Consider the following 13,661-nt stretch of genomic DNA (forward strand, 5'->3'; position numbering starts at 1 on the left):
CATTGGTAACCGTTAAAGTTTGATTAAGTGTTTCTTGATCTCAGCGATTAAACGCTGTTTGTCTGCTGGAGTTAACATTGGTGGGACTAGTTCGTCGATTGAATCGACGTAACAACAACCATCGTTTGGCTCGAATCCGATCGTTTGATGATCTATATCGTAACCTAATGGGAAGTCAGCCCAGTTTGACCAAAAAGTTGAAATAATCTCCATTTCGTCTTGAGAATATTTGCCTTTAACGATTTTACTCGTAAAGCAAAATTCATAATGAACAGAATCTATCTTGAACTTTTTAGCCATTCGACTACCTCCAAATTAAGGACATTTAGTGTCGCTCCCATTTTAATAATATCATATCCACTTAAAATGCCTACGATTTCATGATTGTAATCCATTACTGAATTTTTGTCAGTAATATTTTCAAGATTTGCAAGCATTTTTGATGAATCGATAATATCAAGTACTTTAGCTTTAGAATTAATTCCCCATTCCGTAACCTTAGAATTTGCGCCGCGCAACGAATGCATTTGCGCTTGAAAATCATCTTCAGAAAAATAAGCTCCTCGGCCTTTCGAAGAACTATCTGCTCCCGAAATCATTAATGATGTGGTTTTAAGCTTCTCAATAAATTCATCGGCTGTTACCCCGTCGCTATCGTGAACCCCACGGTAAACAATTTGCCCACTATACTGATCAACCGGCGTTGGAATCGTATTATACCCGTTCCGAACCACCAGCCACTTAACAAATTTTACTTTCTCATCATCGTATAGATTACTCTCATCGATGAATTTTCCGGCGCCATCAGCTTAACTACATCAATACCAGTCTCTTTACGATATTGCGAAATAGCATGATCATAACGGGCTTGAATTACTTTAATATCAGTAGTAGGTTTGGACCGATCATTTCAATCCACGCACTCCGTTGCAGAGTGCGATATGATCACTACTATGCCCATTTACACGTCCGCGTATTTCAATCCACGCACTCCGTTACAAAGTGCGATTCGTTAAATAGACTTACATACCGGGCTGTAAATATTTCAATCCACGCACTCCGTTACAGAGTGCGATGATAAGCTGCCAGCCGACTACAAGGTCACAAAGACCATTTCAATCCACGCACTCCGTTACAGAGTGCGATAACCAAGCGGCGATTGTCCATGCTAAAATGGTATTAATTTCAATCCACGCACTCCGTTACAGAGTGCGATGTACTGGATGGACATATTTTTGTTTATCCTAAAGATATTTCAATCCACGCACTCCGTTACAGAGTGCGATGGTACGTTAGCGATATTTCAACCGATTCAAAATTATTTCAATCCACGCACTCCGTTACAGAGTGCGATCGGATTATAAGACTTTGCTTAAACTACGCACTAATTTCAATCCACGCACTCCGTTACAGAGTGCGATGTGGTTGGAGCGCTTGAGGCTCTAGGAATTGTGGGTATTTCAATCCACGCACTCCGTTACAGAGTGCGATTGGTTTGATGGCTCCAAAGATCCGTTCCTGGTTAATTTCAATCCACGCACTCCGTTACAGAGTGCGATCATTGAGTACGTTAAGTCATTACAGAAAGGGACGATTTCAATCCACGCACTCCGTTACAGAGTGCGATCCAAATCAAGGGCGTGCGCCGAGATCTGTACAGCACGATATTTCAATCCACGCACTCCGTTACAGAGTGCGATGATGTAGGCGTCTTTCTTTTGCATTTCATTCAGCATTTCAATCCACGCACTCCGTTACAGAGTGCGATCCCAAGGCCGTGGCGGTAAAGGCTTCGTTGTTAGATTTCAATCCACGCACTCCGTTACAGAGTGCGATAGTGGCCTAGTTCATGCGCCACAACTTCATTTTCACATTTCAATCCACGCACTCCGTTACAGAGTGCGATCATCCGGTTGTGGTTCCGCCAATCTGGCTAACCGCATTTCAATCCACGCACTCCGTTACAGAGTGCGATACCCGCAAGAGCTGCGTGGTGGCCACGTATGGATTATTTCAATCCACGCACTCCGTTACAGAGTGCGATCCAAGCCCACTCTTGTTGAGTGAAATGACCATTAGTATTTCAATCCACGCACTCCGTTACAGAGTGCGATCGCAAGATATTGTGGTTCAAGTCTAAAATACAGCTTTTCTATGTAATCTTGCGACTAAAAATGACAAACCACGCAAGCCAAATGTCTCCCAATGAGACTTAATCGCATGTTTTGTTGGTGCGAATCTTCCGGGCAAAATATGTTTACCTAAGGTTCGCACCTCTTTTCTAAGGAAGCAGCAGAGTATCTACGAGGGAAGCCTAACATTTACTTAATAGTTGGCTTAACAATTCTTTTCTAGTCCCTACTAACTTAGTTTAAATTATTGTTAACTAGCCCCACTTACTTAGTTTCCTCACACATTAGCAGATATTATCTTAATCGATTCAATTCACGTTTCTAATGCTTTAATTGCTAATAAGTGATGAGATAACTTGGCCAGCAACCTTGATTACTCAAACCCCAAGATTGCTTTTACCAGTTGATCCACCTCTACCGGCACATCAGTATGTTCAAGGAAACTATAGTAACGATGGACAACATCAAGCGTTGTCAATTGATCGCAAAGTAAAGTTCCATATGTTTGGGTTCCCCGCTCTGCTGCTAACCACTCATAGACAAGCGGGTATGATCGATCTGTTGTCGTAAACGGAACTGCCCAAACAAACGGCGATACTTCATTCAAAGCCTGCTCACTTAGAACCAACCATGGTCGCAGCCCTTTTTGCTCCCGATTGTGATGTGGCTTTGGATCATTTGAAACCAGGATAATGTCGCCTTTAGCCAGCGGCTTTTGTACACTCACATGGACACCTCCATAAATTTATTATTCGTATTAAAGCGCATTGGCGCAGCTTATCAGAACCCATCATTTAATAAAGTTCTTCACCCACTGCGCCCCCTTTGTCAACCACTTCCATTGGGTATGGCTGACTACGGTCATATCCAGCTAGAAGCTTATCAATCGCTTTCGTTTCTTTGACTGGCTTCAAAATAATCTCATTATCAGTAGCCTTAAACTCAAACTTATCATTTTGTTCCAGCCCAAATTGATTTAATAACTTTTGTGGTAAACGAATCGACAAACTATTCCCCCACTTGCTAAGCGTTAACTCCCCTTGGTTCATCTTGTCGCCCTCCTTTGGTAAATCATAACATTTTGCTAGTACCATAGTAACATTTGTATCAACTAGTATCAACGTAAAAGGGAATGGTCTGACTATTTTAAACCGCGCACTCCGTTACAGAGTGCGATTACTACATATTAATTTCCGTTTTCTGGCACGCCATTTCAATCCACGCACTCCATTACAGAGTGCGATGATCCGGCAAAATATATCCGATGCCTGCGAGCCATTTCAATCCACGCACTCCATTACAGAGTGCGATGATTTTATCGATCGGGTCAAAGCAGACGCTCGCAAGATTTCAATCCACGCACTCCATTACAGAGTGCGATCAGAACGCCGACCGTCTTGCGATGGTGCCACGCCTGGATTTCAATCCACGCACTCCATTACAGAGTGCGATTTGCAAGATGAGCGATATTGCCTATTACGCTCCGATATTTCAATCCACGCACTCCATTACAGAGTGCGATGATTAGCATCATATTAGGAGGTAAAAATGGCAGATATTTCAATCCACGCACTCCATTACAGAGTGCGATAAGCGACCAGTATCTAAATTAAGCTGCATTTGTATTTCAATCCACGCACTCCATTACAGAGTGCGATGATAGAGAGAATGTACATAGAGGGCCATATTGTAATTTCAATCCACGCACTCCATTACAGAGTGCGATCTCATTGCGAAATCCTGTGTGAGTATCGATGGGTATTTCAATCCACGCACTCCATTACAGAGTGCGATACCTACAGAGTTAGTGTGTGGTGATTGCTTAGTAATATTTCAATCCACGCACTCCATTACAGAGTGCGATATTAGGTAAGTCTTACCCTGACCACGGGCCACTGAGAATTTCAATCCACGCACTCCATTACAGAGTGCGATGAGCTGGTAAGCGGCCGACCCATCATCCCAAGCCGTATTTCAATCCACGCACTCCATTACAGAGTGCGATTCCTTCTAGTTTCGATTTTCTAAATTTTAAGGGTAATTTCAATCCACGCACTCCATTACAGAGTGCGATGTGGTCCAAACCGGACGGCTGGACCTTCTACTATATTTCAATCCACGCACTCCATTACAGAGTGCGATATGGATTTCGAGGTCCTCAAGCTCGTAGGCTTCGGCATTTCAATCCACGCACTCCATTACAGAGTGCGATTATTAACTCCTAACCGATATATTGAAATGAAACAAATTTCAATCCACGCACTCCATTACAGAGTGCGATTGTTAAAAGTAGGCTCAATGCCATAGTTTTTATAGATTTCAATCCACGCACTCCATTACAGAGTGCGATTGTTTATTGTTTTCAATTAGGGGATCGCTAGAGTTATTTCAATCCACGCACTCCATTACAGAGTGCGATGCGTAGGCTTGACGATATTGAGATACATGCCCCGATTTCAATCCACGCACTCCATTACAGAGTGCGATAAGGTTCTCGTTATCGCGCCAGCCGAATAGTTGGCATTTCAATCCACGCACTCCATTACAGAGTGCGATTTCTTGGACATAGCCTTGGCCTTTGTAAGAATCTTATTTCAATCCACGCACTCCATTACAGAGTGCGATGTTAAGGTTGACTTGGGACTCGTTAAAATCACCGTATTTCAATCCACGCACTCCATTACAGAGTGCGATGCGACACAGTATGTTCTGATAGAGTTGCGCCCGGTGATTTCAATCCACGCACTCCATTACAGAGTGCGATAATTCTTCTGCGATGGAAGATTCAACATCATATAAATTTCAATCCACGCACTCCATTACAGAGTGCGATTAAGTTGGCCCACGACTTTAAAGTCCAGGCCGAAATTTCAATCCACGCACTCCATTACAGAGTGCGATGGGCTTTGAGGTTTGGTCACCGCAAGAGGATAAGATTTCAATCCACGCACTCCATTACAGAGTGCGATATAATCGACTTTTGTATTTACATAACCAGCTTTTTATTTCAATCCACGCACTCCATTACAGAGTGCGATTGCTCGTTATACATCAGTGGCCGATGCACAAAATATTTCAATCCACGCACTCCATTACAGAGTGCGATGTTAATTTCTTGAAAGCCAAGTACATTGACAATAATTTCAATCCACGCACTCCATTACAGAGTGCGATCGCAAGATATGGTGTTTTGGACCCCAAAATCCACATCTTGCGACTAAAAAATACATAAAGCGCAGAACGAACGTCTTGAAAGAAGACACTCCTGCGCTGTTTATCGGTGCGAACCCCCTAGGGAAAACATGTGCACTAAGGGTTCGCACCAAGTCTCAAATAATCAACGGCTCATCTAGAGCCAAGGTTTGCTTTGCTCCGTATACCTCAATTTTACCTTGATAATGGTTACCAAGTCGATAAAAGCGCAAGCTGTCCTGCTCCTCATTAATAATTGCCAACAGTTCTAATTTAAGTTTTTGGAAATTTGTTTCATCAATTAAACACTCAAAGACGGAATTTTGCGCGCGTTGCCCATAATTTAAGCATTGCTTAGCCACCCGTCGTAAACGGCGTGCCCCCTGGGGATCACTGGTTTTTACATCGTAGGCTACTACCACCATCATCATTGATCCCTCCTACTTCCATAAAAACGGCGGATACATATCTAAATCACCACGAAGATAGGCAGTCAGCAGTTTGGCCTGAACAAAAGGCACTAAGCCCCATTCAATCTTTTCTTTTAAGTAAGGGTGGACAATTTTGACACTCTTGCGTTCCTGCCAATTGCGCAAAAAGGTCCGCCGCCCATCATCGGTTAACAATACCGACCCATCTTCTTTAATGATGAAATCGCTCGCCTTGATTTGTTGGCGATTAATCATTGTTAAAACGGTGCGTTCCGCAACGGCCCCACGCAACTCTTCCATTAAGTCCAAGGCCAACGATGTACGGCCAGGCCGATCTTGGTGGAAAAAGCCCACGTAAGAATCCAAGCCGTTACTCTCTAAAGCCGTTACACATTCATTTTTCAACAGTGTATATGCGAATGAAAGCATCGCGTTGACACGATCAAGTGGTGGGCGGCGATTCCGTCCATGAAAGGGAAAATCAGCCTGATCTTGTAAAATCAACTGGTCAAAAACGGTAAAATACCGCTTAGCCAAGTTACCTTCTAAACCAAGGAGCGTTTCCAGATCCGTACAGGCTAATAAATTTTCTAACTGACCATTTAGCTCAGTTGAGACAGCTTTTACTTGTGGTACGTCAATTTTGAGAGCGTGATCCCGTATCGCGCGCTCTAACAGCCAACGTTGGTTATAAACTTTCCCAAAGATGAAATTCCGTGCAATTTCGGTCGCTGCTGCTTCATCATCCGCAATGCGATACTGTTTGCGCCGAAGCAGAACGTTGCCATTCTGCTTGCCGATGATGCGGCCTTTAAAATTTCCACGCATCGAAAGAAAAGTAACCGGAATATTGTTGTATAGGCACTTTTCCAGCAAGTTAGGACTGATCCCCTGGTGTCCAAAGGTAACAATCGCTTCTAAATTTACCAGCGGGATTCGTTTCACCCGTTCATGATTTTTCAAGATCTCGACATTATTGCCATCAGCCGCCAAATAAAGATCCGGCTCGGTTACGTACAACGTATTTAATAATCGTTTCATTCTGCCAACATCCTCTTAAGGTACGTCGCTACTGATTCCCGCTTTAACATTTCGGGCAGACAAATATCCTTTAGCGAGCAACGGTTGCAACGCGCGTTTACTTTGACCCGTGGTACATAACGACGCTGCCAAAGTTGGTGCATCTCATTGCAAACTCCTTTTAAACGGTCCCGCAAGGGCTCATCGAAAGTAACGTGTTCCCGCCGCTTTGTCTTAAGATAATACAGCTCACCACTGGCAATCTTGATCCCCAGCATCTCTTCTAAGCACCATGCTTCCGCTAAGAGTTGCAACTTATCCGACAGATCGGCTTTCGGTTGCCCATGTTTGTATTCAACTGGCACCGGCCGATACTTGCCCGCATGTCCATGTAAGGTCGTTCCAGCGGGATCCTTGATCATTTCCACCACATCACAAATCCCGACCAAGCCCAGTTCGCGCGAATGAATTGGCATGGCACGCACAATCAATTTGTTTCCCCGCGATTCCTTCAGTTCAGGTTGGTCAGCCTTTTGGTGCAAAGCTTGGCCGGCCAACGTCAGCTCATTATCTTGCCACTGAGCCTCGTTTTGAATTAAAGCCCACTGCCGACGGCAAAAGACAAAGTGCTGAATGCCAGAAACCCAGAGAAAGTCGTCCTCAGCGTATTCCATGATTACAACCCGGAATAAATTTCAACATCGACATCATTATATTTATGGAATTCATCAAACTCAACATCAGCAACACTGCGCATAACCTGGTCGCCAGTCTTGGACAAGACCTTGATCGAACGGTGCATTTGAGCTGGTGAGTGTTGACCAGCTTTACTGTTGTGTTCCCACCAGTAAACCTTTAATACTTCCATCGAACCGGCTGGTCGAGCGGCTGAAGAATCATTATCAAACATGTGAATCAGTGCTTGGTGCAAGGCTTCGGCGTCTTCTGCCGAAAAGCCCGTCTTTTCTGCTAATTGGGGGCTGATACTCCCGTTAAAGACGTAAACCCCATAGTTAACGGTAAATTTCATCCCCATCGTGTCTGAGGACTTCTTGTCACCAGGTTCAGAGTTAACCGACTTCGTGATTTGCATTTCATTGATTTCAATCGGGGTGATCGACTTAGCCATTTGAATCGAGACCGGACCACGAACCCCAACCGAAAGTCCGCTACCCGCCCCTTTCTTAAAGGCAAAGACTGACCCAAAGGCCCGCACATCAAACCATTCTTGGCACGCAATCCGCGCGTAAGCTGCCGTATCCTTCTTCTTTTGCGCTTCTTTTAACCCATCGATTGCTCCAGCACGGTCTTTCAAGCTCTTAAAACCATCCGTTGCCCGGTCATCGGACTGCACAAAAATCTTTTGCCCCTGGTCCTGCAGCGCGTTCCGTAACTTCCGCTTGATTGCAACATCGGAAATTTCTCCGTAACCTTCCATTGTTTGACGTGGCCGGTTCCCGTTCAGCGGGTCCCCGTTCGGGTTGGCATCCTTAACTGAAATCACAACTTTAAAGTCAATCTTGTGTTCTAAACTCATTATTTTTCCTCCTCGCTTTCAGTGGCTTTCTTGAACCAAGCGTTGCGTTGGTGACTGAACCCTAATAAGAACGTGCCATCGAGTGGCTGGTCAACATACTTGTCACTGTCCAGCAACTCCATGATTTGATCAAACTCCTTTTGGGCTTTAAATTGAAACTTGCTTTGCGGTAAATACGCCTTCTGTAATTGTTGGTAAATATGTTTCCACGTCGTTACCGGTCGTTGTGAGAATGTGGACATGTAACGTCGCGCATTAGTAAGCCGACGTTTACTACCCCGCATGTGATCAGCCGACGTTTGGCCTCCTTCTTTTTCTTTAGCATCTAACACGCCTTGTTCTACAATATCAGCAACAGCTAAAAGCCGACCAAACAAGTAGCTACGATCTGTTTCCTGTCGATCTAATCCCATCTTAAATCTTCCTTTCGCTTTGTGTTTCCAAACGGCCGCCGTAGTTAGGCAAACCGTTTGCCAATTTGGAGAACTATCCGCTTTAAAACTTGTTGGATGACTAGCCCGGATGTACAGTTGACGCTGCATATCTTTGGGTAGTTCTCGCCCATCAAACATCGCTTGGATCACCCGCGACAGGGCACTTTTACGGATCTTATCGCTGCCCTTTGTACCATAGACTGATTCAATTAACTGTTTGAGTGATGGGTTCCAAGCATGATCTGACTGTTGATAGTAGCGAGTCAGTCGCATCCCCTCATACCAATCAATAATCCGATTAAAATAAGTCTGAACATCCATCGAACGATAGTTAAGAATCCCTAAACGGCCGGGGGTCGCAGCATCCAGTTCCATTACGTACACCTGATCATGAGCTTGAATCTCTTTACCTTTCCAAAAGGATTTCTTAAATTCAGTTGCCAAACCTAAATTAGTATTCGGTTCGTTTGGATCACCAGATTCGTATTCACCAAGCCCAAAATATAGATCTTCAATTGTGACACTTTCTTCAACACCCCAAATCAAAAAAATGCGACCATCAATATTGATGCTTTGGAGTTCGATCAACCACTTAAGCGCCAAATGAGCTTTTTGTGAGTCACAGTAACTTAATCCAACTACTTCATCTGGTGTCAAAAAGCGTCCTCGGTATGTGTAATTCTGCGAATCATTGCTAGAAATGAGTTTAGCCTTATCACCGGGATATCGAATTGCCCCCGGATGGCGATTTGTTAATACTTGGTTAAACATACCGGTCACGTAGCTAAGGCCGTGAGTTTCATCCTGGTTTAGATGCTCTTGGTAATAATGATCCCAATTATTAAAGGCTATTGGATCATTCCAAAATGGTTTTCTTCTCGCTACTCGAAAACGTACAAATACCGCCAAATCCTTTTTTTCAGGTCGCTCACTTTTAATTCCAGCTGCGGTAAAAGTTCCTTGTTCAATTAGGTCATGAATTAGATCATGATGTTTCAGATACTGATAAACTGGCCTAAACTCCTGACCATCCGGTGAATCAACAAAATCCCTCAATTGCTGCAAATAACTATGGTAAGCGTCATTTTGTGCAGTTTTCAATGAAACATAATCTTGATAGTCACGAGCCACATACTGAAACTTATCATGAACTGGATAAGGTACCGCTTTACTAGTTCGGGAGTTGGCATCGATCGTCGCTGGAATTATAGTCGTTTTTCCCCGTGGGCCAAGTGCATCCGCTCTAACCAATTCCCCAGCTTCATCTACAGTAACTTCATACTGGGCTTTTACGGTTGTATGAGACAATGGCAACAAGTAAGCATTTTGTTCGGAAATTTCTTTAGACGGATTCGATAATCTTATCGGCTTAGGTTTACCGACCCAATCCTTATTTCGATCGTAAATCTCAATTAAGTCATTAATCCAAGTCATCAGATACACCCCCAAACAACGCAGCATATTCTTCCTCCACGCCACGAATAGTTGTCATCGTAAAATCTTTGGCCGATAAGTCATGCAACGGCCGAACGATCGAACATTCTTCGGGACGCGGAAAGGAAATAATTCCTCCCGTCATTTTGGCATTCCACAGTCGAATTGCAAGTTGGTCGTGACCTGTTTCATCTGGATAGTTAATACCGTGCTCCATAATTCCGAAGGTTTGATCTCGTTGATCATAATAGCCTTTGCCAACACCAAACTCACAGGGTTCTACGTAGCCTTGACATTCTCTAGTCCCCAGAAAAATATCACGTCGCCCACCCCGTTTAATTGAACGCTTCATGATTGCCAAATGCTTGTTAATATTTCGATCCCGAGCGAGATCCGGACGATTTAAATTAAATTCAAAATGAGCTAGAACTTGATATTCTACATCGCGAAGATAAGTATAATGAGCTAAATCCGGCGTCCGAGTATCATTATACTTCAACAAACGAATTGCCTTGGTTTCTTCTTCAATTGGTTTCATGATTCGGACCTTATCGATATATATTACAATCGTCGGTTTCCAATAAATACTCTCCGCAATTCCTTTTAACGCCTGATACGTTGGAACTTGATAGGAAAACTTCTCGCCTCCCAACTTGGTAATCGGATCCGTAAATAAAGCATAATCACCACTCACTGTAAATGAGAAAGTAGTCGTTTCTTTTTTCACAAATAGTTCCCCCTTTCATAAGATATACTTGTCCACCGTCAACGATTCGGTTGGGGTCGTGATTAACCCTAGTTTAGGATCATAATACCGTTCATCAGTAACCGCATAGATAAACATTTCAGAAGTTGATAACAGAGGCAGCGGTACGACGATCCCATTTTTAATTAAATCATCTAAATTGTCACGATAAGCATTTATCAAGTAAGGTTGAGCTCGATGAAACATCGCTTTCAAATCACGTAAGCGTAGTTTCGCTCTGTCGCCATTAAAATCTTCAATCAAAGTTTTACCGTCCTGATATGGGACCATAACCCCTATAGTATCGCCTTCAATCACTTCAAAGTGACGGGCAATTGTTTCAGCATCAGACGCCCATATTATCGATTTCCTCAGGTTTGGCGTTAAAGTATCCAGAACTTTCTTCCCAGTTAACAGCTCATATAATTTCAATCTTTGGAGACCCTCATCACACGGATAATCAAGATAAGGTATTCGCTCGCGATAGTATTCATCAAAATAATGTTTTACCCAAGTTGGATTTAGTAATTCCGTCGCATCCTGTCCTAGTTCATCTAAAATGTCTTTTGTTACATTTCGAGCGATTGCGATTTCATCTAAATTTTTCAAATTTTCTATTTCGGGTTCTGGTTGAACTAAGTAAACTTTGCCAATTGGCAACTCACCATTCCTATTGCACCGCCCAGCAGCTTGGAAAATGGAGTCTACCCCAGCCAAAGAACGAACTACCGCTTTAAAACTGATATCTACTCCAGCTTCAATTAGTTGTGTACTAATGCAAATCGTCGGTTGGCCCTCTTTTAACCGCTGTTTGATCTCAGCTAATGTCTTCTTTCGATGAGCCGCACACATGCTAGTTGATAAATGGTACGCTCCTGGCAAAGATTGTAATCCTTCATAAACTTTACGAGCCGCTTTTTTAGTGTTAAATATTGCAAGGACTGAGCTTGTCTTCGTATAAACCCTTTGGAGTAGTTCGACTAGCTCAGCACATGACGCAGGCTTCTCAGATTTGTTAACTATTTTAACGCGACGAAATTGTTTAGAGGTTTCTGCTAAGTTGGAAATTATCTCTGGGTTTTTACTAAATCTAATTCCATCCGTTACCCCCTCTAAGGAAGGTTGGGTTGCCGTACATAACAAAATATCACTGTTACCAAACGTCGCTAGATAATTAATTACCGCGTTAAACATCTTAATAGTCTTAGGAGGGATATTTTGGATTTCATCAAATACCAACACTGAATTAAGCAAATTATGAAAACGCCGTGCATTACGGGTCCCCTTGGCAAAAATTGCATTTTGGAACTGTACCATGGTTGTTATAATGATCGGACTATCCCAACTACTTTCCGCTAGGTCCAGGTGATCCAGTTCCTTCGCCTCTTTTTCATTTTTCTCCTCGTTGGACGCCTTAACTCTATCAGTAACATTAGAGTGAAACTCTAAAATACTAGTATCATCGTCAGGATTACCATTCAACAGCTCTCGAAAAACCTGACTGTTTTGCTCAATGATACTTGTATAAGGGATTATATAAATGATATGGCGCTTATTAGTTTTAACCGCCTCATGTAAAGCATAACGCAAACTAGCAATGGTTTTCCCTGCCCCCGTTGGGCTCGAAAGAGTGTAGATTCCGTCTCCGCGTTCAGCGAAAGCATCACATTGATCACTTAACTGATTCCGTAATTTATTAAGTTTCGTGGTTGGTTCACCGAAAGCACGTAATCGTGCTAACAATTTGGTACGGTAATCCACAAATAGTTGGGATCGCTCCTCTAAAAGCGCAGGTTTTCCCTCTTCAAACTCCATCGTATTGGTACGATCAGCATCTATTAAAATACTGCTCAATGTTTTTTGTGTAAAAAAGATTATTCGTCGATATTCTTCATACCGCTTAGGTATATCAACGTTAAGTTTCTTAACGATCCCTAATACTTTCCCAAAATATTGGCGTAGCTCTACCGTTGCTTTAGCAATCAGCCTCTGAAAAGACGTTTCGTCCATAACCTCATTATAGAAACGCTCTTTAATAAGTTTTAAATCATTTTTCGTTTCTTTAATACGCAGCAAAAATGGTGAGCAACGTACTGAAAACTGTGAGTACTTATAATTATTTGGCAAAAGATAGTCTTTCACACCTAATGTATTGTGATGCGAAATAAGAACGTTGCTAATGAATTGTCCAAAATTAGGATAATCTTTGAAGACTTCCATTAAAATTTGGCCACCGGCCGTTGCGTGATCTACGCTACCGCGTTTAACGGACTTTGGGTCTTGTTTGGCCTTATGAATATAATCTTGGAATTCATTACTATATTTACCAACATCATGTAGCAAGGCAATTAATCCCGCCGTTGTTTCCAACCCGGTACCAGTAGCAAAACGTTTCGCCAACATTTGACTTTGATGAAGATGGTCCTTCAATAGTTGATCCTTCTTAGCGGGATCCGTTGCTGTATGAGCAATGTACTCTACGTTATATTCCCCTTCCCTTAACAATTTCGTTAATTCGAATCCACGTTTAAATGATATCGCTTTCTAGAGCTTTGAGTCAAACTATTTTTTGGTGATAATTAAAAAAACACGGAATGTATGATCGTAACACTAAAATAAAAGAAGCCGTATAATTGCTAGTCTCTTCTAGACACACTATACGACTTCTCAAGTTCGACTGTTATCCACCACTTAAAAATAATAATTTCAATCCACACATCTATAATAGACGTGATC

The 13,661-nt window shown here is 42.7% G+C and carries 11 protein-coding genes and 2 CRISPR repeat arrays; all 11 genes read right to left on the reverse strand.

What is annotated here, in order from left to right:
* Positions 1 to 12 precede the first annotated feature (12 nt).
* The 11 genes from BN54_RS02340 to BN54_RS02390 all read right to left on the reverse strand — a co-directional run bounded on the left by BN54_RS02340 (position 13) and on the right by BN54_RS02390 (position 13,355).
* Positions 13 to 300 (reverse strand): hypothetical protein, encoded by a 288-nt coding sequence (locus BN54_RS02340; protein WP_019205527.1) that lies wholly within the window; start codon positions 298 to 300, stop codon positions 13 to 15.
* On the reverse strand, positions 279 to 734 hold the full coding sequence (locus BN54_RS02345; RefSeq protein ID WP_019205528.1) for a hypothetical protein: 456 nt from the start codon (positions 732 to 734) through the stop codon (positions 279 to 281). The genes BN54_RS02340 and BN54_RS02345 overlap by 22 nt, the downstream gene beginning before the upstream one ends.
* A 173-nt stretch (positions 735 to 907) precedes the next feature.
* A CRISPR array of direct repeats spans positions 908 to 2,115; the repeat unit is 34 nt.
* A gap of 390 nt (positions 2,116 to 2,505) precedes the next feature.
* Complete coding sequence (locus BN54_RS02350; protein ID WP_019205529.1) at positions 2,506 to 2,859, reverse strand: type II toxin-antitoxin system PemK/MazF family toxin; 354 nt, start codon at positions 2,857 to 2,859, stop codon at positions 2,506 to 2,508.
* Between the two features lie 67 nt (positions 2,860 to 2,926).
* Positions 2,927 to 3,181 carry an AbrB/MazE/SpoVT family DNA-binding domain-containing protein gene (locus tag BN54_RS02355; protein WP_019205530.1) on the reverse strand — a complete coding sequence of 85 codons (255 nt, stop codon included), beginning with the start codon at positions 3,179 to 3,181 and terminating at the stop codon, positions 2,927 to 2,929.
* 94 nt (positions 3,182 to 3,275) lie between these two features.
* Positions 3,276 to 5,306: direct repeats of the CRISPR family, unit length 34 nt; unit sequence ATTTCAATCCACGCACTCCATTACAGAGTGCGAT.
* Between the two features lie 155 nt (positions 5,307 to 5,461).
* Positions 5,462 to 5,755 carry a CRISPR-associated endonuclease Cas2 gene (gene cas2, locus BN54_RS02360; protein WP_367587261.1) on the reverse strand — a complete coding sequence of 98 codons (294 nt, stop codon included), beginning with the start codon at positions 5,753 to 5,755 and terminating at the stop codon, positions 5,462 to 5,464.
* A 9-nt stretch (positions 5,756 to 5,764) separates the two neighbouring features.
* Positions 5,765 to 6,796, reverse strand: coding sequence for a type I-C CRISPR-associated endonuclease Cas1c (gene cas1c / locus BN54_RS02365; RefSeq protein ID WP_019205532.1), 1,032 nt, complete (start codon positions 6,794 to 6,796; stop codon positions 5,765 to 5,767).
* Entirely contained in the window at positions 6,793 to 7,449 is a 657-nt protein-coding gene (cas4, locus tag BN54_RS02370) for a CRISPR-associated protein Cas4 (protein WP_019205533.1), read from the reverse strand. Before cas4 ends, cas1c begins: the two co-directional genes overlap by 4 nt.
* Before the next feature lie 2 nt (positions 7,450 to 7,451).
* On the reverse strand, positions 7,452 to 8,312 hold the full coding sequence (gene cas7c, locus BN54_RS02375) for a type I-C CRISPR-associated protein Cas7/Csd2 (RefSeq protein WP_019205534.1): 861 nt from the start codon (positions 8,310 to 8,312) through the stop codon (positions 7,452 to 7,454).
* Entirely contained in the window at positions 8,312 to 10,180 is a 1,869-nt protein-coding gene (gene cas8c / locus BN54_RS02380; protein ID WP_019205535.1) for a type I-C CRISPR-associated protein Cas8c/Csd1, read from the reverse strand. Before cas8c ends, cas7c begins: the two co-directional genes overlap by 1 nt.
* Positions 10,167 to 10,907 carry a type I-C CRISPR-associated protein Cas5c gene (cas5c, locus tag BN54_RS02385; protein WP_019205536.1) on the reverse strand — a complete coding sequence of 247 codons (741 nt, stop codon included), beginning with the start codon at positions 10,905 to 10,907 and terminating at the stop codon, positions 10,167 to 10,169. Before cas5c ends, cas8c begins: the two co-directional genes overlap by 14 nt.
* 15 nt (positions 10,908 to 10,922) lie before the next feature.
* Positions 10,923 to 13,355 (reverse strand): CRISPR-associated helicase/endonuclease Cas3, encoded by a 2,433-nt coding sequence (locus BN54_RS02390; protein ID WP_019205537.1) that lies wholly within the window; start codon positions 13,353 to 13,355, stop codon positions 10,923 to 10,925.
* Between the last annotated feature and the right edge of the window lie 306 nt (positions 13,356 to 13,661).

The organism is Limosilactobacillus ingluviei str. Autruche 4 (assembly GCF_000312405.1).
GTDB lineage: Bacteria > Bacillota > Bacilli > Lactobacillales > Lactobacillaceae > Limosilactobacillus > Limosilactobacillus ingluviei.